General features: G+C 72.5%; 15 protein-coding genes. 9 read left to right on the forward strand and 6 right to left on the reverse strand.

Translation table 11 applies throughout. The annotated features are described in order from the left end of the window. Together ABD401_RS16520 and ABD401_RS16525 are read left to right on the forward strand one after the other, a co-directional pair. Positions 1 to 244, forward strand: a 244-nt coding sequence (locus ABD401_RS16520) for a sirohydrochlorin chelatase (RefSeq protein ID WP_425566181.1), incomplete at its 5' end; no start/stop codon positions are given. A 60-nt stretch (positions 245 to 304) separates the two neighbouring features. Next, positions 305 to 1,045 (forward strand): VIT1/CCC1 transporter family protein, encoded by a 741-nt coding sequence (locus ABD401_RS16525; protein ID WP_344606694.1) that lies wholly within the window; start codon positions 305 to 307, stop codon positions 1,043 to 1,045. Here the strand turns inward: ABD401_RS16525 and ABD401_RS16530 are convergent. Further along, positions 1,023 to 1,553, reverse strand: a complete 531-nt coding sequence (locus ABD401_RS16530) for a class I SAM-dependent methyltransferase (RefSeq protein ID WP_344606696.1) — start codon at positions 1,551 to 1,553, stop codon at positions 1,023 to 1,025. The genes ABD401_RS16525 and ABD401_RS16530 overlap by 23 nt on opposite strands. Before the next feature lie 194 nt (positions 1,554 to 1,747). Between ABD401_RS16530 and glgX the strand changes: the two genes are divergently transcribed. After that, positions 1,748 to 3,838 (forward strand): glycogen debranching protein GlgX, encoded by a 2,091-nt coding sequence (gene glgX, locus ABD401_RS16535; protein ID WP_344606771.1) that lies wholly within the window; start codon positions 1,748 to 1,750, stop codon positions 3,836 to 3,838. Then, the gene (gene treY, locus ABD401_RS16540; RefSeq protein WP_344606698.1) at positions 3,832 to 6,261 is read left to right on the forward strand and encodes a malto-oligosyltrehalose synthase; all 2,430 of its coding nucleotides are present in this window, start codon (positions 3,832 to 3,834) and stop codon (positions 6,259 to 6,261) included. The genes glgX and treY overlap by 7 nt, the downstream gene beginning before the upstream one ends. 39 nt (positions 6,262 to 6,300) lie before the next feature. Here the strand turns inward: treY and ABD401_RS16545 are convergent, their stop codons facing one another. Next, the gene (locus ABD401_RS16545; protein WP_344606700.1) at positions 6,301 to 7,632 is read right to left on the reverse strand and encodes a S8 family serine peptidase; all 1,332 of its coding nucleotides are present in this window, start codon (positions 7,630 to 7,632) and stop codon (positions 6,301 to 6,303) included. 153 nt (positions 7,633 to 7,785) lie between these two features. Here ABD401_RS16545 and treZ point away from each other — a divergent pair, with 153 nt between their 5' ends. Together treZ and ABD401_RS16555 are read left to right on the forward strand one after the other, a co-directional pair. Beyond that, positions 7,786 to 9,537: a malto-oligosyltrehalose trehalohydrolase gene (treZ, locus tag ABD401_RS16550; RefSeq protein ID WP_344606702.1), complete on the forward strand. Its 1,752-nt coding sequence runs from the start codon at positions 7,786 to 7,788 to the stop codon at positions 9,535 to 9,537. Then, the gene (locus ABD401_RS16555; protein ID WP_344606704.1) at positions 9,534 to 10,277 is read left to right on the forward strand and encodes a dihydrofolate reductase family protein; all 744 of its coding nucleotides are present in this window, start codon (positions 9,534 to 9,536) and stop codon (positions 10,275 to 10,277) included. Before treZ ends, ABD401_RS16555 begins: the two co-directional genes overlap by 4 nt. A gap of 92 nt (positions 10,278 to 10,369) precedes the next feature. Here ABD401_RS16555 and ABD401_RS16560 read toward each other — a convergent pair whose 3' ends face one another. Continuing rightward, positions 10,370 to 11,452 (reverse strand): ATP-dependent DNA ligase, encoded by a 1,083-nt coding sequence (locus tag ABD401_RS16560; protein ID WP_344606706.1) that lies wholly within the window; start codon positions 11,450 to 11,452, stop codon positions 10,370 to 10,372. A 107-nt stretch (positions 11,453 to 11,559) separates the two neighbouring features. Here ABD401_RS16560 and ABD401_RS16565 point away from each other — a divergent pair, with 107 nt between their 5' ends. Beyond that, positions 11,560 to 13,290 carry a S8 family peptidase gene (locus ABD401_RS16565; protein WP_344606708.1) on the forward strand — a complete coding sequence of 577 codons (1,731 nt, stop codon included), beginning with the start codon at positions 11,560 to 11,562 and terminating at the stop codon, positions 13,288 to 13,290. Between the two features lie 3 nt (positions 13,291 to 13,293). On the opposite strand, the gene ABD401_RS16570 is transcribed toward ABD401_RS16565, so the two are convergent. Continuing rightward, the gene (locus ABD401_RS16570) at positions 13,294 to 14,358 is read right to left on the reverse strand and encodes a DNA polymerase domain-containing protein (protein ID WP_344606710.1); all 1,065 of its coding nucleotides are present in this window, start codon (positions 14,356 to 14,358) and stop codon (positions 13,294 to 13,296) included. A gap of 75 nt (positions 14,359 to 14,433) precedes the next feature. On the opposite strand from ABD401_RS16570, the gene msrB reads away from it, so the two are divergent. After that, on the forward strand, positions 14,434 to 14,847 hold the full coding sequence (gene msrB / locus ABD401_RS16575) for a peptide-methionine (R)-S-oxide reductase MsrB (protein WP_344606712.1): 414 nt from the start codon (positions 14,434 to 14,436) through the stop codon (positions 14,845 to 14,847). A 70-nt stretch (positions 14,848 to 14,917) separates the two neighbouring features. On the opposite strand, the gene hemQ is transcribed toward msrB, so the two are convergent. Next, on the reverse strand, positions 14,918 to 15,661 hold the full coding sequence (gene hemQ / locus ABD401_RS16580; RefSeq protein ID WP_344606714.1) for a hydrogen peroxide-dependent heme synthase: 744 nt from the start codon (positions 15,659 to 15,661) through the stop codon (positions 14,918 to 14,920). Next, positions 15,658 to 17,064, reverse strand: a complete 1,407-nt coding sequence (hemG, locus tag ABD401_RS16585; protein WP_344606716.1) for a protoporphyrinogen oxidase — start codon at positions 17,062 to 17,064, stop codon at positions 15,658 to 15,660. Before hemG ends, hemQ begins: the two co-directional genes overlap by 4 nt. Before the next feature lie 64 nt (positions 17,065 to 17,128). On the opposite strand from hemG, the gene ABD401_RS16590 reads away from it, so the two are divergent. Next, positions 17,129 to 18,424 (forward strand): TolB family protein, encoded by a 1,296-nt coding sequence (locus ABD401_RS16590; RefSeq protein ID WP_344606718.1) that lies wholly within the window; start codon positions 17,129 to 17,131, stop codon positions 18,422 to 18,424. The last annotated feature ends 100 nt before the right edge of the window (positions 18,425 to 18,524 follow it).

The following is an 18,524-nucleotide window of genomic DNA, read 5'->3' on the forward strand; positions in this document are numbered from 1 at the left end:
CGCCGCGAACACCGGGCCGGGGGTCGCGGAGACCGTCGCCGCCCTCCGCGCCGCCGGCGCCACCCGCGTCGACGTCGCGGCCTGGTTCCTCGCCCCCGGCCTCCTGCTCGACCGCGCTTCCGCGGCCGCCTTCTCCGCCGGCGCCGACTCCGTCGCCGCCCCCCTCGGCCCCGCCACCGAGGTCGTCGGTACCGTCCTCGCCCGTTTCGACGCCGTCCGGGCCCGCGCGACCGCGGTCGCCTGATCGGGGCGTCGCCGGCGCGCAGTCTCGCCTTACCCGCGGCCGGCGTGATTGCCTGCGGCGGTGACCGACGACAACAGCACCACGGGCCTCACCGAGCATCCCGGCGAGGCCCATCCCCCGCACGGGGCGACCAGTGACCGGCTCAACCGGCTGCGGGCGGCGGTGCTGGGGGCCAACGACGGGATCGTGTCGCAGGCCGGGCTCGTCGTCGGCGTGGCCGGGGCGACGACGGACCGGACCACGCTGCTGACGGCGGGACTGGCCGGCCTGGTCGCCGGGGCGGTGTCGATGTCGCTCGGCGAGTACGTCTCGGTCAGCTCCCAGCGGGACGCCGAGCAGGAGCTGCTCGCTCAGGAGCGCCGGGAGCTCGCCGAGGAGCCCGAGGCCGAGCTCCGCGAGCTCGCCGAGATCTACGAGCAGAAGGGGCTACGACCCGAGACCGCGCGCCAGGTCGCCCGTGAGCTGGCCGAGGCGGACGCGCTCGGCGCGCACGCCGAGGCCGAGCTCCACATCGACCCGGACGACCTGGTCAACCCGTACACCGCCGGGCTCGCGTCGGCCCTCGCCTTCGTCCTCGGCGCCCTGCTCCCCCTGCTCGCCATCACCCTGCCGCCCGTCACCGCGCGGGTGCCGGTGACGGTCGCCGTGACGCTCGCCGCCCTTGCCTTGCTCGGCTGGCTCTCGGCCCGGGCGGGCAACACCGACCCTCGGCGTCCGGTGCTCCGGGTCCTGATCGGGGGCTCCGCCGCCCTCGCCCTCACCTACGCGATCGGCAACGTCACCGGCGCGGCGGTCGGCTGACCCGCCGGGCCGTGACCGCGAGGCCGAGCGGGCTGCGGTGCGGGATCACGTCGGCGAACCCGGCGGCGAGGCGATCGGAGACCAGCGGCGCCAGCCGCTCCGGGTCCTGCGGGCCATGGCCGTACACGAGCACGAGCCGCCCGTCCGGACGCAGAACTCGGCGCAGCACCACCAGCTCCGGCTCCGGGTCGCGGGTCCAGAACAGGTTGACGTCGATCGCGAAGGCGGCGTCCACCGAGGCCGGCGGGAGGTCGAGGTCGGCCAGGGCGACCTGGCGCACGGACAGCCGACCCACGGCGATCGCGGCCGCGTTGCGCCGGGACGTCCGAGCGATCGCGGCCGCCGACCGGTCCGTCGCCACGAGCGTGCCCGTGGTCAGCCGCGCGCACACCTCGGCCGCCGCGACCCCGGGCCCGCAGCCGACCTCCATCACCCGTTCGGAGCAGCCGAGGTCGAGCAGGGCCAGCGCGAGGCGGACCCGATCGGGAACTGCGCTGGTCACAGCCATGTTTCTCCGTACCGCCGACTCTCCTGGCCCCGCCGACGAACCCGCCAACTCGCTGGGAGTCCGCGGGATAACACCTGTGCGATCTGGGGTAGGGGCCTCCGGTGAGACAGGATGACGTGACAACGGCCTTGCCAGCCGTTCCGGCGCCGCGCCGAAACCCCACCGACCGGAAGAGCCGCACGCTGATGGAAGACCTGGAGATCTGGCCAGGGACGGCCTACCCCCTCGGGGCGACCTACGACGGGGCCGGCACGAACTTCGCAGTCTTCTCCGAGGTCGCTCAGAAGGTCGAGCTGTGCCTGATCGACGAGCGCGGGCGCGAGACCCGGCTCGACATGAACGAGCACGACGCGTTCGTCTGGCACGCGTACATCCCCGGTATCGAGCCGGGCCAGCGCTACGGGTTCCGCGTGCACGGCCCGCACGACCCGGGCCGTGGCCACCGCTGCAACCGGAACAAACTCCTGCTCGACCCGTACGCGAAGGCCATCGACGGCGAGATCGCCTGGAACGAGGCCCTCTACGGGTACCGGTTCAACGCGCACAACCAGCGGAACACCGCCAACAGCGCCCGCTACACGATGCTCTCCGTCGTCTCCAACCCGTACTTCGACTGGGGCGACGACCGGCACCCGCGGACGCCGTACCACGAGACCGTCATCTACGAGGCCCACGTCAAGGGCCTGACGATCGCCCACCCGGAGATCCCGCGCCGCATCCGCGGCACCTACGCCGGGCTCGCGCACCCGGTGATGATCGACCACCTGCGCTCGCTCGGAGTCACGGCCGTCGAGCTGATGCCCGTGCACCAGTTCGTGCACGACCACACGCTGGCCGACCGGGGCCTGCGCAACTACTGGGGCTACAACACGATCGGGTTCTTCGCCCCGCACAACGGCTACGCCTCCCGCGGCACCGACGGCCAGCAGGTCCAGGAGTTCCGCGGCATGGTCAAGGCGCTGCACCGCGCCGGCATCGAGGTCATCCTCGACGTCGTCTACAACCACACCGCCGAGGGCAACCACCTCGGGCCGACGCTCGCGTTCCGCGGCATCGACAACGCCGCGTACTACCGCCTCGGCGACGACCCCCGGTACTACTACGACACCACCGGCACCGGGAACACGCTCCACATGCGCAGCCCGCACGTGCTGCAGATGATCATGGACTCGCTCCGGTACTGGGTCACCGAGATGCACGTCGACGGCTTCCGCTTCGACCTCGCCGCAACCCTGGCCCGCCAGTTCCACGAGGTCGACCGTCTCTCGGCGTTCTTCGACCTCGTGCAGCAGGACCCGGTCGTCTCGCAGGTGAAGCTGATCGCCGAACCGTGGGACCTCGGCGAGGGCGGCTACCAGGTCGGCAACTTCCCGCCCCTGTGGACGGAGTGGAACGGCCAGTACCGCGACAACGTGCGCGACTTCTGGCGGGGCGAGCCGCACAACATGGCCGAGTTCGCCTCGCGCCTGACCGGTTCCTCCGACCTGTACCAGAACGACGGGCGCCGGCCCTGGGCGAGCATCAACTTCGTCACCGCCCACGACGGGTTCACCCTGCGCGACCTCGTCTCCTACAACGACAAGCACAACCACGCCAACGGTGAGGACAACCGGGACGGCGAGAGCCACAACCGGTCCTGGAACTGCGGGGTCGAGGGCGAGACCGACGACCCAACCGTCCTCGAGCTGAGGGCCCGTCAGCAGCGCAACTTCATCGCGACCCTGATGCTCTCGCAGGGCGTCCCGATGCTCCTTCACGGCGACGAGATCGGCCGCACCCAACGCGGGAACAACAACACGTACTGCCAGGACAACGAGACCGCCTGGGTCGACTGGGCCTCGATCGACACCGAGCTGCTCGCGTTCACCCGCGACGTCGCGCAGTTGCGCTCCGAGCACCCTGTCTTCCGTCGGCGCCGGTTCTTCGCCGGCCGCGGCCAGGGCGACCCACTCGGCGACATCGCCTGGTTCACCCCCGGCGGCGAGGACATGACCGAGCAGGACTGGAGCGCCGGGTTCGCCAAGTCGCTCGCCGTGTTCCTCAACGGTGGCGCGATCTCCGAGCCCGGATCGCACGGCGAGCGGGTCGTCGACGACTGCTTCTACCTGATGTTCAACGCGTACCACGGGGAACTGGAGTTCACCCTCCCGCCCGAGGCGTACGGCGAGGCCTGGGAGGCCGTCCTGGACACCGCTGACCCCGACGTCGGCAGCCGCAAGCCCTACCGCAGCGGCGAACAGGTCACGATGATCGACCGCTCCCTGATGGTGCTGCGCCGATGCTGACCCCCGGACCCCTCACCGCGACCTACCGTCTACAGCTCAACAAGGACTTCACCTTCGTCGACGCCGCCCGCGCGGTGGACTATCTCGCCTCGCTCGGCATCAGCCACCTGTACCTGTCGCCGATCCTGCAGGCGACGCCCGGGTCGGGCCACGGCTACGACGTCGTCGACCACACCCGGCTCTCCGACGACCTCGGCGGGCGGGAGGCCTTCGACCAGCTCTGCGCCGCGGCGCGGGAGGCCGGCCTCGGGATCGTCGTCGACGTCGTGCCGAACCACATGGCGATCCCGACCCCGGCGTCGCTGAACGTTCCGTTGTGGTCGGTGCTGCGCGACGGACCGGGCTCGCCGTTCGCACGGTGGTTCGACGTCGACTGGACCGTGCCGGACCGCGCGATGCTGATGCCGCTGCTCGGCCGACGCATCGGTGAGTGCCTCGCCGACGGCGAGATCACGCTCGACCGATCGGGCTCGGAACCGGTGATCCGGTATTACGACCACGTCCTGCCGGTGCGGCCCGGGACGGAGGACCTCGACCTCCCGACGCTCCTCGACCGGCAGTGGTACCGCCTCGCCTACTGGCGGGTGGCCGACGAGGAACTCAACTACCGCCGGTTCTTCGACATCGACACCCTCGCGGCGCTCCGGGTCGAGAACGACGAGGTCTTCGCCGACTCCCACCGCCTGATCGGGGACCTCGTCAAGGACGGTCTCATCCACGGCCTCCGGATCGACCACCCCGACGGTCTCGCCGACCCCACCGGCTACCTGACGAAGCTTCAGGAGTTGACCGGCGGGTGCTGGGTCGTCGTGGAGAAGATCCTCGAGGCCGAGGAGGAGCTCCCCCGCGACTGGGCGTGTGCCGGCACGACCGGCTACGACGCGCTGCTGCGCGCCGGGGGCGTGTTCGCCGACCCGAACGGTCTGCAGCCTCTGACCGAGGTCTGGGGCCGGCTCATCACGGCCGAGGGCGACGAGGACGCGGCGCCCTACTCGACGGTGGTCGAGGAGGCGAAGCGGACGATCGTCCGCGACCATCTCTACGCCGAGGTCGAGCGTCTGGTCTCGCTGCTCGCCGACATCTGCCACGACGACATCAACCTTCGCGACCACACCCGCCGCGGCCTGCACGAGTCGCTCGTCGAGCTGCTCGTGGCGATGGGCGTGTACCGCGCGTACGTCCCCGTCGGCGGGCCCGCGCCGGAGGTCTCGGAGCGTCAGTTGGAGGCGGCCGCCGCGGTCGCGACCCAGAACCTGCCCGAGGAACGGCACGCCACCGTCGAGCTGATCCGCGACCTCGCCCTCGCACGGCGCGGGCGCGACGTGCGCCGCGACGAGTTCGTCGTCCGCTTCCAGCAGACGACCGGGCCGGTGATGGCGAAGGGTGTCGAGGACACCGCGTTCTACCGTTGGTACCCGCTCGGCTTCGCCAACGAGGTCGGCGGCACCCCGGACCGCGCCGGCGTCGAGCCCGCGGAGTTCCACGCGTTCTGCGCACGGTTGCAGGCCGACTGGCCGGAGACCATGACCACGCTCTCGACGCACGACACCAAGCGCGGCGAGGACGTGCGGGCCCGCCTCGCCGTGCTCACCGAGATCCCCGAGGAGTGGGGACGCGCGGTGACGGCGTGGCGCGCGATCGCCGCGGCCTACCGCTCCTGGGAGGGCTGGCCCGACCCGGCGACCGACTACCTGCTCTGGCAGACCCTCGTCGGGGCCTGGCCGATCTCGGCCGACCGCCTCGTGGCCTACCTGGAGAAGGCGACCCGCGAGGCGAAGCTCCACACGTCGTGGACCTCCCCCGACAGCGACTACGACGCCGGGGTGAAGGCGTTCGCCCAAGGGGTCTGTGCCGACGAGAACCTGCGCGCCGCGATCGAGGCGTTCGTCGGGATGATCGCTCCGCACGCCCGCGCGGTGAGCCTGGGCCAGAAGCTGGTGCAGCTCACGATGCCGGGCGTCCCCGACGTCTACCAGGGCGCCGAGTTCGAGACCCTCACGCTCGTCGACCCGGACAACCGGCAGCCCGTCGACCTCGACGCCCGCCGGACGGTCCTCGCCGACCTCGACGCCGGCAATCCGCCGAAGGATCTCGACGCCGAGAAGCTGCTGGTGACGTCCCGCGCGCTGCGCGTCCGCCGCGAGCACCCCGAGTGGTTCGGGCCGGGGGCGCAGTACACGCCGCTGGACACCCCGGACCACATCCTCGGCTACCTGCGCTCCGCGGGCGGCCCGGGCGGGGCGCTGGTCCTGGCGTTGCGACTCACGGTGGCCCTCGAGCGTTCGGGCGGTCTCGGCGACACGGCGATCAGCCTCCCGCCGGGCACGTGGACCGACTCCCTGACCGGACGTCAGTTCAGCGGCATCGTGCGGTGCGCCGAGCTGCTGACCGACCTCCCCGTGGCGCTGCTGACGTCCGGCTGACTGTGGCCTATAGGCCACACTTCGCCGGACGCAACGGCCTCAGAGCTTCGAGACGTCGAGGAGCCGGTCGGGGCGGCCGTCCGGGTCGGTCTTCGTCAGCCAGTCCACCGAGCCGGCCGCGAGCAGGGCCGCGCGGACCTGGGCCGGCGTCGCCGACGGGTGCGCGGCGCGGTACAGCGCCGCGGCCCCGGCGACGTGGGCCGCGGCCTGGGAGGTGCCGGTCAGCTCGACGTACCCGCCGCCGTGCCAGGTCGACAGGATGCAGACGCCCGGTGCGATCAGGTCGATGTCCTCGCCGTAGTTGGAGAACTCGGCGAACTCGTCGTCGTCCCCGAGGCAGTCCAGCGGCTCGGGGTTGGTCCCGAGACCACCGGGCTTGCCGTCGTAGTCGGCGAGCGCGGAGACCGTGAGAACCTCGGCGAAGGTGGCCGGGCTGTAGTCCTCGGCGTCCGCGGAGGCGTTGCCCGCCGCGACCGTGTAGGTGACGCCCGCCGCCACCGAGCCGCAGATGGCCTCGTGCAGGGCGCCGTCACGGCAGCCCAGGTCGGGGTCGAGGCCGCTCAGGCTCATGTTCGCCACGTCGATCGTGCCCGCGTTGGCGGTGACCCACTCGATCCCGCAGATCAGCGTGCCGAGGCTGCCGTTGCCGGCGGAGTCGAGGACGCGCACCGCCCACAGCCGCGCGCCCGGGGCGACGCCCACGACGCCGACACCGTTGTCCCGGGCCGCTGCGATCCCGGCGATGTGGGTGCCGTGCCCGCGGGGGTCGTCGTAGTCGGCCGGGTCGGTGGAGGGCTCGGACGGCGAGGTGCCGAGCAACGCGCCGTCCGAGACGCAGTCGACCCCGCCGACGACGTTGAGATCCGGGTGGTCGACGTCGATGCCGGTGTCGAGGATCGCGATGTCGGCGTCCACGTCGCCGGCGCCGTCCCCGGCCTTCGTGGCGCTGCGCGGGGCCCCGACGCGGGCGATGCCCGGCGGCAGCAGCTGCGACGAGGCGCTGACGCGCCGGTCGAGGGTCACGGTGCGCACCCGCGGGTCGGCGGCGACGCGGCGCGCCAGGGTCGCGGTCATCCGGGCGCTGTAGCCGCGCAGGGCGCGGGTGAAGACCCGGTCGACGGTGACGCCGAACTCGGCATGCTCGGCGGCGATCGCGGCTGGCTCGCCGTCGGCCAGGCTGACCAGGTACGAGTCGGGGATGACCGTGTCGGCGGGCGCACTCAGGCGCAGCTTGGTCTCCGGTGCGGCGTCCCGGGCCGCCTCCGACGTCGACGGCGAGGCCTGCAGCGCGACGGCACCGAGCAGCCCGACCACGACGAGCGCACCGACGACCGACACGGCGCGGCGCGTGCGTCCTCCGCTGACCAGCACTCGGACCGGCCTCCCCGTCGCCCCGCCCAAACCGGACATAACCTCATGTTTGTCCCGATCCGGTCGATTATGACGGGAGCCGGGGCCAGGATGTGGGCGATTCGACCAGTCGGGTGGGGTTTCCCGAGGCGGCGATTGCGACAGGGTTCGGGCATGGTGCGCGGCAGAGAGGGGTTCGGCGTCTGGGCCCCCGGGGCGGAGACGGTCGAGCTCGAGCTGAACGGGGCGCGGCACGCGATGCGCCGGGGCGAGGACGGGTGGTGGTCCGCCCCGGACGTCCCGGTCGAGCACGGGGCGGACTACGGCTACGTCGTGGACGGCGCCGGCCCGTTCCCCGACCCGCGGTCACGGTGGCAGCCCGACGGCGTGCACGGCCCGAGCCGGGTCGTCGACCACGACCGCTTCGCCTGGACCGACGCGAGCTGGCCCGGCCGCGGCCTGCCCGGGTCCGTCACCTACGAGCTGCACGTCGGCACCTTCACCCCGGGCCGGACCTTCGACTCCGCGATCGAGCGCCTGGACCACCTCGTCGAGCTCGGCATCGACCTGGTCGAGCTGCTGCCGGTCGCCGCCTTCCCCGGCCGCCACGGGTGGGGCTACGACGGTGTCGCGCTGTACGCGGTGCACGACGCCTACGGCGGCCCCGAGGGGCTCAAGCGCTTCGTCGACGCGTGCCACGCCCGCGGGCTCGGCGTGATGCTCGACGTCGTGTACAACCACCTCGGCCCGAGCGGGAACTACCTGTCCAGTTTCGGCCCGTACTTCACCGACAAGCACCACACGCCCTGGGGCGCGGCGGTGAACCTCGACGACGCGGGCAGCGACGAGGTGCGCCGCTTCATCATCGACAGCGCACTCGCCTGGCTGCGGGACTACCACGTCGACGGCCTGCGTCTGGACGCCGTGCACGCGCTCGCCGACGACCGCGCGACCCACCTGCTGACGGAGCTTCAGCTCGCGGTCGACGAGCTGGCCGCGGAGACGGGGAAGCCGCTGTTCCTCGTCGCGGAGTCGGACCGCAACGACCCGCGGACGGTCACCCCGATCGAGGCCGGCGGCATCGGCCTGGCCGGGCAGTGGGCCGACGACATCCACCACGCACTGCACTCGCTGCTCTCCGGGGAGCGGCAGGGCTACTACGTCGACTTCGGGTCGTACGAATGCCTGGCGAAGACCCTCACCGAGGCGTTCTTCCACGCCGGCACGTACTCGACGTTCCGGGGCCGGACGCACGGCGCCCCCGTCGACCGGTCCCGCATCCCCGGGCACGCCTTCGTCACCTACCTGCAGAACCACGACCAGGTCGGCAACCGCGCGACCGGTAACCGGCTCTCGGCGTCGGTCTCCCCCGGCCGCATGGCGATCGGCGCCGCGCTGGTCCTGTGCTCGGCCTTCTCCCCCATGGTGTTCATGGGCGAGGAGTGGTCCGCGTCCACGCCCTGGCAGTACTTCACGGACCACCAGGAGGCCGAGCTCGCCGACGCCGTCCGCGAGGGCCGGCGCAACGAGTTCGCCTCCCACGGCTGGGACCGCGACGACATCCCCGACCCGCAGGACACCGCGACCGTCGAGGCGTCGACCCTCGACTGGGCCGAGCTCGACAAGGAGCCCCACGCCACGATGCTCCGCTGGTACCGGGACCTGATCGCGCTGCGGCGCGCCCAGCCGGACCTGACGGACCCTCGGCTCGACGCCGTGCGCGTGGAGTTCGACGCCGCCGCCCAGTGGGTCGTCATGCACCGCGGCCGTATCCGGGTCGTCGCCAACCTCGCGGACACTCCGCAGACCGTGCCGCTCGACGCCCCGGCCGGCGAGGTCCTGCTCGCGTGGTCGGAGGCCGAGCCGCAGGGCGCGGCCGTGGCGCTGGGAGCCGAGTCCGCGGCGCTCGTTACGGTGCGGGAGTGATCTCCGCCGTAACCCCCGGTCCCGAGCTCGACGTCGAAGCCCTTGCCGCCGCCTACGCCTACCCCGCCGACATGCCCCGCGGCCGCTGGCTGCGCGCAAACATGGTCGGCACCGCCGACGGCGCGGCGATGGGCGGCAGTGGCGTCACGCGCCAGATCTCGAACGCCAACGACCTCGGGCTGCTGCTCCTGCTGCGCTCGCTCTCCGACGTCGTCCTCGTCGGTCCGCGGACGGTGCGGGCCGAGAACTACGGCCCCGCCCGGACCCGCGCGGACCACGCCGTCGTGCGCGGCGACCGGCCGCCGCCCCCGATCGCGGTGATGACCTCGAGCCTCGACCTGGACTTCTCCACGCCGCTGTTCACCGAGCCCGCGGTGCCGACGATCGTCTTCACCGCCGAGACCGCCCCGGCCGAGGCGTTCGCCGCCGCGCGCAAGGTCGCCGACGTCGTCATCGTCGGGGAGGACTCGGTCCCGCTGCCCGCGGTCGTGGACCACCTCGTCGGCCGCGGCCACACCCGCCTGCTCTGCGAGGGCGGGCCCGGGATCCTCGCGAGCATGGCCGCCGCCGGCCTGGTCGACGAGCTCTGCCTCGCCCTCTCCCCGATCCTCGCCGGCGGCCGCGCCGGCCGCATTCTGCGCGGCCCCGAACTCGCCGGCGGCCTCCCGTTGACCCTCGCCCACACCCTCACCGACGAGGACGGGTTCCTGTTCCTCCGCTACCTCGTCCAGAACGCCTGACCCAGCCAACCCCACTACTTGCTGCGGGATGACGTCCCGCAGAGGGCCCCTGTCAGCCCGCAGGAGGGCCGACACCCCACCCCTGCGGGACGTCATCCCGCGGAGACCCGACCGGCGAAGACCTCGGCGAGGTCGAAGTTCACCGGCTCCTCGAGCTGGGCGTAGGTGCAGGACTCGGGTTCACGGTCGGGGCGCCAGCGGACGAACTGCGCCGTGTGCCGGAACCGGACCCCCTCCATGTGGTCGTAGCGGACCTCGACGACGAGCTCGGGGCGCAGCGGGACGAACGAGAGGTCCTTCTGCGCGTTCCAGCGGCTGCCGGCGGCGGCCTCCGGTGTTCGGGTGCCGGCCTCGGTCTGGCCCCAGTTCCACGGGTGGTCGTCGAACTCGGTCACGAACTCCTGCAGGAGCTCGAAGAGCTCCTTGCGCTTGGCCATCGGGAACGCGCCGATGACGCCGACGCTGGCGAGCCGGCCCTCGTCGTCGTAGAGGCCGAGCAGGAGCGAGCCGACCGCGTCCGGACCCGACTTGTGGACGCGGTACCCGGCGACGACGCAGTCGGCGGTCCGGTCGTGCTTGATCTTGAACATCGTCCGCTTGTCCGGCTGGTACGTGCCGGTCGCGGGCTTGGCCATGACGCCGTCGAGCCCGGCGCCCTCGAACTGGGTGAACCACTGCGCGGCCTCGGCGGGGTCGCGAGTGGCGGGCGTCAGGTGGATCGGGGCCTTCACCCCGGCCAGGGCCTCCTCCAGGGCGGCGCGACGCTCGGCGAACGGCCGGCCGGTGAAGTCCTCGTCGCCGAGGGCCAGCAGGTCGAAGGCGACGAAGCGGGCCGGCGTCTGCTCGGACAGGAGCTTGACCCGGCTCGCCGCCGGGTGGATGCGCTGCAGCAGCGCCTCGAAGTCCAGGCGGACCCCGGCCTCGTCGGGGATAACGATCTCCCCGTCGAGCACGATCCGCTCCGGCAGCCCGGCGGTGAAGGCCGCGACCAGCTCCGGGAAGTACCGGGTCATCGGCTTGGTGTTCCGGCTGCCGATCTCGACCTCGTCGCCGTCGCGGTAGACGATCGCGCGAAAACCGTCCCATTTCGGTTCATACAGGAAATCTCCAGCCGGGATCTCCGGCACGGACTTCGCGAGCATGGGGGCCACAGGAGGCAGAACCGGGAGGCGCATGCCGCGATCCTTGCACTCGGCAGAGACACCCCGGGACATACTGGACGGCGCGGGGCGATCCCGCCCAACGGTGTTTTCCGGGAGGGCATGACGTGCAGGGCTTTCGCGTGACGGGTGCTGTGGGCATCGCCGGCCTGGCCGCCGCGGTGACGGCGGCGCTGCTCCCGGTGGGCACGAACGCCCTCGCGGACTCCACCGGCGACCCCGTCGAGTACGTCACGTTGTTCGCCGGGACCGACGCCCGGACCCGGGACGCGGCGCGCGCCGCCATTTCGGCCGCGGGCGGGCAGATCCTGCAGGAGAACGAGGCGATCGGCACCGCGCTGGTCCGCACCGACCGGACGCAGTTCCGGACGCTGGTGCGCCGCGGCGGCGCCGTCCTCGGAGCGGTGCCCAACCGCGTCATCGGCCAGGCCCCGGAGCTGACCCGCACCCGTGACGTCGTCGAGCGCCTCTCCCCCGCCGACCGCGCCGAGGCCACCAAGCGGTTCCGCGCCGCGGCCCCCAAGCAGACGCATCGCGCCGCGGCCGTCGCCGGCGCCGAGCCCCTCGCCGACCTGCAGTGGAACATGCAGATGATCGGCGCGACCCCGACCGGCTCCTACGCCTCCGAACTCGGCGACAAGCGCGTCCGCGTCGGGGTCATGGACACCGGCATCGACGGCGCGCACCCCGACCTCGCGCCGAACTTCGACGCACGGCTGTCGAAGAACTTCACCACCGACATCCCCGAGGCTGACGGCCCGTGTGAAGTGACGACGTGTCAGGACCCGGCCGACGTCGACGACAACGGCCACGGCACCCACGTCGCCGGCATCATCGGCGCGGCGATCAACGGCATCGGCATCGCGGGCGTCGCCCCCGAGGTGACCCTGGTCAACGTCCGCGCCGGGCAGGACTCCGGGTTCTTCTTCCTGCAGTCCGTGACCGACGCACTGACGTACTCCGCGGACATCGGCCTCGACGTGGTCAACATGAGCTTCTACGTCGACCCCTGGCTGTACAACTGCTCGGCCAATCCCACCGACTCGCCCGAGGAGCAGGAGCAGCAGCGCCTGACCGTCGAGGCCGTCCAGCGCGCCGCGGACTACGCGCGGGGGCACGGCGTCACGCTCGTGGGCGCGCTCGGCAACGAGAGCACCGACCTCGGCAAGGTGAGCGCGGACGACTCCAGCCCGAACTTCCCCGAGGGCAACGAGCGCGAGCGCGTCGTCGACAACTCCTGCCTGACGGTGCCGGCCGAGACCACCGGCGTCGTCTCGGTCTCCGCCCTCGGCCCGTCCGGCCGCAAGGCGTACTACTCGAACTACGGCACCGAGCAGACCGACATCTCCGCGCCCGGGGGCGACGCCTTCGACACCCCGGACTTCAAGGTCGACCCCAAGGGCCAGATCCTGTCCGCCTATCCCGAGGCCCTCGGTCGCGCGGAGGGCGAGATCGACGAGAACGGGGAGCCCACCTCGCCGTTCACCGTGAAGGACTGCGCCGGCGACGTCTGCGCGTACTACCAGTACCTGCAGGGCACATCGATGGCCGCGCCGCACGTCGCCGGGGTCGCCGCGCTGGTGGTCAGCCGCGTCGGCTTCGGCCAGGGTTCGGGCTTCGGCCTCGACCCGGGTATCACCGAGAGCGTGCTGTTCAACACGGCGACCACGCAGTCCTGCCCGAACCCGCCGGACTACGCGTACACGGTCAACGGCGCCAGCGGCACCCGCGAGTTCACCCACACCTGCGAGACCACGAACTCCACCAACGGCTTCTACGGCCGCGGCATCGTGAACGCGCAGGCAGTCGGGAACCTGCTCCCGCTCGCGGATCTGACGGCCCCTCCGCGGTAGACCTCAGCTCTCCGCGTCGGGGTCCTTCTTCGCCCGACTCGGCTGGACCCGCTTGGGCTCCCCCGCCATCTTCGGGTACTCGGGCGGGTACGGCATGTCGGTCAGGCCGTGGTCCCGCTCGTCACGTTCGTACCACTCCAGCAGCGGGGTCAGGTCGTGGGCGACGTCGTCGATCGCGGCGTGGAGGTCACCCTTCTCGGCGAACCGGGCCGGCATCGTGCGGACGGTGAAGTCGGCCGGGCTCACCGAGGGCAACTCGTCCCACGTCACCGGCGCCGAGACCGGCGCGTGGGCGAAGGGACGGATCGAGTACGCCGACGCGATCGTCCGGTCGCGGGCGTTCTGGTTGTAGTCGATGAAGATCGTCTCGCCGCGTTCCTCCTTCCACCACTTGGTGGTGACGCGGCCGGGCATGCGGCGCTCGAGCTCGCGGCCGAACGCGATCGCGGCGTGCCGGACGTCGGTGAACGTCCACCGCGGCTCGATGCGGACGTAGATGTGGATCCCCCGCCCGCCCGAGGTCTTCGGAAACCCGACCCAGCCGAGGTCGGCGAGCACCTCCCGAGCGCAGCCGGCGACCTCGACCGCGTCGGCGAAGTCGGTCCCGGGCTGGGGGTCGAGGTCGATGCGGAGCTCGTCCGGGTGGTCGACGTCGAAGCGACGCACCGGCCAGGGGTGGAACGTGATCGTGCCCAGGTTCGCGCAGTACGCCACCGTGGCCGGCTCGGTCGGGCAGATCTCGTCCGCCGTCCGGCCGGAGGGGAACGCGATCTCGGCGGTCACGACCCACTCGGGAGCGCCCTTCGGCACCCGCTTCTGGTAGAACGCGTCGGCCCCGCGCGGGTCGGCACGGGTGGCCCGCTTCGCGCCCTCGAACACCCCGCCCGGCCAGCGCTCGAGCGTCGTGGGCCGGTCCCCCAGCGCGCGCAGGATCCCGTCGGCGACCGCGAGGTAGTACTCGACCATCTCCCGCTTGGTGATCCCGACCGCCGGGAAGTAGACCTTGTCGGGGTTGGTGAGCTTGACCAGCCGCTCCCCGACCTCCAGCTCCACGAAGGGCGATGCCATGATCCGCACGCTATGTCACAACCCGGTAAGGACCGGACGGGAAACACCCGGACAGGCGGATCGGTTGGAGTGGGCATGACGACTGAGAAGCAGTACCCCGTCACCAAGACCGAGGCCGAGTGGCGCGAGCAGCTCAGCCCCGAGGAGTACCACGTCCTGCGCGAGGCGGGCACCGAGCGCCCCTGGTCCGGTGAGTACAACGACACCAAGACCGTCGGCGTCTACACCTGTCGCGCCTGCGGGGCGGAGCTGTTCCGCTCCGAGACCAAGTTCGACTCGCACTGCGGCTGGCCGTCGTTCTACGACCCGGCGGACTCCGACGCGGTCGAGGAGATCGAGGACCGCTCGCACGGCATGGTCCGCACCGAGGTCCGGTGCAAGAACTGCGGCGGCCACCTCGGCCACGTCTTCCCCGACGGGTACGACCAGCCCACCGGCCTGCGCTACTGCATCAACTCGCTCTCGATCCGGCTCGAGCCGGCCGAGTAGCGGCGCAACTTCTCCTGCGCGGCGCGCCCTTCCCGACCCCGGGATGGGCGCGCAACGCCGCAGAAGACGGTTACGGCAGCGCCGCGACGAGGTCCGCGGGCTCGCGGCGACGGCCGGTGTAGAACGGCGTCTCGTGCTTCGTGTACAGCCGCGCCTCGCTGCCGCGGAGGTGACGCATCAGGTCGACGATCCGGTACAGCTCGTCGGCCTCGAACGCCAGCATCCACTCGTAGTCGCCGAGCGCGAAGGCCGGGACGGTGTTCGCCCGGACGTCCGGGTACTCGCGCGCCATCCGGCCGTGCTCGGCGAGCATCCCGCGGCGCTTGTCGTCCTCGAGCAGGTACCACTCGAGCGTGCGGACGAACGGGTACACGCAGACGTAGTCGCGCGGCCGCTCATCGGCGAGGAACGCCGGGATGTGGCTCTTGTTGAACTCGGCGGGCCGGTGCAGCGCGAGCTGCGACCAGACCGGGTCACAGGCGCGGCCCAGGGCGGTGCGCCGGAACTCCGAGTAGGCCTGCTGCAGGTCGTCGGAGTTCTCGGCGTGCCACCAGATCATCAGGTCGGCGTCGGCCTTCAGACCGCTCACGTCGTAGAGGCCGCGGACGACGACGTCCTTGGCCGCGAGCTGGTCGAGGAGGGCGACGAACTCCTCCGTCAGCGCCGTCCGGTCGGTCTCGCCGAGCGGCCGCGCGACCCGGAACACCGACCACATCGTGTAGCGGATGACCTCGTTGAGCTCGCGGGCGGACATCTCCGACCGCGGACGCTCGCTCGACGTGGGGTTGGACGCGGGAGTCTCGGGGGCGCTCATGCCCCCATTGTGCCGCCGGGCCGACCGGCACCGACAATCCGCTCCGCCGCCAGGCGGGCGGTCGCCACACAGGCCGCGATCCCGACGCCGTCGTAGGCCGCCCCGCAGACCGCGAGGCCGGGGACGGCGTCGACGGCCGCCCGGATCCGCCGCACCCGGTCCAGGTGCCCGACCGTGTACTGCGGGAGCGCCCCGCCCCACCGGTGCACGGAGGCATCGACCGGCGAGCCGGCCAGGCCCGTGGCGTGCGCGACGTCGACGGCGACGCCGTGGATGAGGTCCTCGTCGTCGCGCTGGAGGTCCGCCTCCTCGCCGAGGCGGCCGATCGAGGCGCGCAGCACGGTCCCGGAGCCCGCCCGGCCGGCGGCCTGCGCCAGCCAGTCCCACTTGCGCGACGAGACGGTGACGGCCTTGATCAGCCGCCGGTCGACGGCCGGGACGAGGAACCCGCTGCCGGCCACCGGCGGCTCCCCCGCACTCGGCGGGTACACCAGGGTCACGATCGCCATCGAGGCGTACTCGATGCCGGCGAGCTCGCTCGCGGCCGCGGGGACGGCGTCGCCCAGCAACCGGGCCGCGGCCGGGGCCGGGACCGCGACGACGACCGCGTCGGCCGCCAGGTGCTCGTCCGTCAGCCCGGAACGGGTGCGCAGGCTCCAGCCGGTCGGGGTGCGGGTCAGGCCCTGGACCGTCACGCCCGTCCGCACGTCGGCGCCGGACGCGGCCGCCACCGCGCCGGGCAGGCGCGCGACACCGCCGGTGATCCCGGCGAAGACGTGACCCGGCTGCGTCGCGGCCTTGATCTCGGCCGCGGCCTTGGTCAGCGGGACGCCCTCGGTCACGGCGCGCGCGAACTGCGGCAGCGTGGCGAACATCGAGAGCTGGTCGGCGTGGCCGGCGTAAACCCCGCCGAGGAGCGGGTCGACCATGCGCTCGACGATCTCCTCGCCGAGGCGGTCGCCGACGTACGCGGCGACCGAGATGTCCTCGGTCCGCGGCTGCACCGGCATCACCGGCTCGGCCATCGCGCGGGTCACGCCGGCGGTCGAGACGATGCCGGAGCGGGCGAGCGCGGCGAGGTCGCTGGGGACGCCCATGACCTGCTCGGCCGGGAGCGGCCGCACGTGCCCCCGGCTCCACATGCCCGCCGACGTCGTCACCGGGTGCACGAGGTCGTCCCCGAGCCCGACGGCGCGGATCAGGTCCACCGCCTCCGGGCGCCGGGCCAGCACCGACTCGGCGCCGGTCTCGACGGTCACGCCGCCGACCTCGACGCTGCCGAGCTTCCCGCCGACCCGGGGCGAGCCCTCGAGCACGACGACCTCGCCCGACGGCTCCAGCTGCCGCAGGAACCACGCGGCGGACAGCCCCGCGATCCCGCCTCCGACGACCACGACTCGCACGGGGTCAGACTTCCACGTCGCAAAGCGGACCTTCGCCCCCAGGGCGGACACGTATCGTCGCCCCATGTCGGTCGCTGCCCAGGTGTGCGGGGGGCTGGCGGGCGCGCTCGTCCTGGCCGCGGCGGTCGGTTCGGCCCCCGCGGTCGCCGCCCCGGGTGACCTCACCCGCGTCAGCGTGGACAGTGCGGGCCGGCAGGGCTCCGACGACAGCTACGCCCCGGCGATCAGTGCCGACGGCCGGTTCGTCGCGTTCGACTCCGAGGCCCCGGACCTGGTCGGCGGCGACACCAACCGCGCCACCGACGTCTTCGTCCACGACCGCCGGACCGGGCGCACGACCCGCGTGAGCGTCTCCAGCGCGGGCGCCGAGGGCAACCGGGGCTCGTACACCCCGGCGATCTCCGGCGACGGACGCTGGGTGGCGTTCGTGTCCGAGGCGACCAACCTCGTCCCCGGCGACACCAACGGCGACGCCGACGTGTTCCTCCACGACCGTCGGACGAAGCGCACCGTCCGGCTCTCGCTCGCCACCGACGACCGCGAGACCACCGGCGGCACCTCGCCGGTGATCAGCCGCAACGGGCGGTACGTCGTCTACAACGTCGGGACTCCCCTGCGCTCGGTCGGCGACGACTCCGACCTCGCCGGGATGTTCGTCCACGACACGAGGACCGGGAAACGCACGCGTCTGCCCGGCGTCGCGGGCGTCGACCCGTCGATCTCCGCGAACGGCCGGTACGTCGCGTTCTCCTCCGAGGTCCGCGACCTCGTCCCGGGCGACACCAACCACGTCTTCGACTGCTTCGTCCTCGACCGGCGGACCGGCCGCATCACGCGCGTCAGCGTCGGCCCGAAGGGCCGGCAGGGCAACGGCGAGAGCAGCGGTGCGGTCATCTCCGCGAACGGCCGCTACGTCGCGTTCGCCTCGACGGCGTCGAACCTGGTCCGCGGGGACACCAACCGCGTCGACGACGTCTTCGTCCGCGACCTGCGGACCGGCACGACCCGGCGCGTCAGCGTCCGCCCCGGTGGCGGCCAGGCCGACGGCATCTCCGGCGGACCGGTCCTGTCGGCGAACGGGCGGTACCTGCTGTTCCTCTCGGCGGCGGGCAACCTCCTCCGCGGCGGCGGTTCCGGTGGTCGTGGCGGCGCGGACTTCCACATCTACCGGGCCGACCTGACCACCGGCGCGCTCGTCCGCGTCACCTCGAGCCCCACCGGCCGCCCCGCGAACGCCGAGAGCACCTCGTTCCCCGCGATGAGCGCGAACGGCCGCATCGTCGCCTTCGGCTCCCGCGCGTCCAACCTCGTCCGCGGCGACACCAACGGCCGCGACGACATCTTCGTCCGCGAGTTCTAGCCGGCCCGTTCTGCGGGATGACGTCCCGGGCAGGGCCCCTGTCAGCCCGCAGGAGGGCCGACACCCCACCCGTGCGGGACGTCATCCCGCAGGTTCTCGC

It is taken from the genome of Sporichthya brevicatena (genome assembly GCF_039525035.1).
GTDB classification, from domain to species: domain Bacteria; phylum Actinomycetota; class Actinomycetes; order Sporichthyales; family Sporichthyaceae; genus Sporichthya; species Sporichthya brevicatena.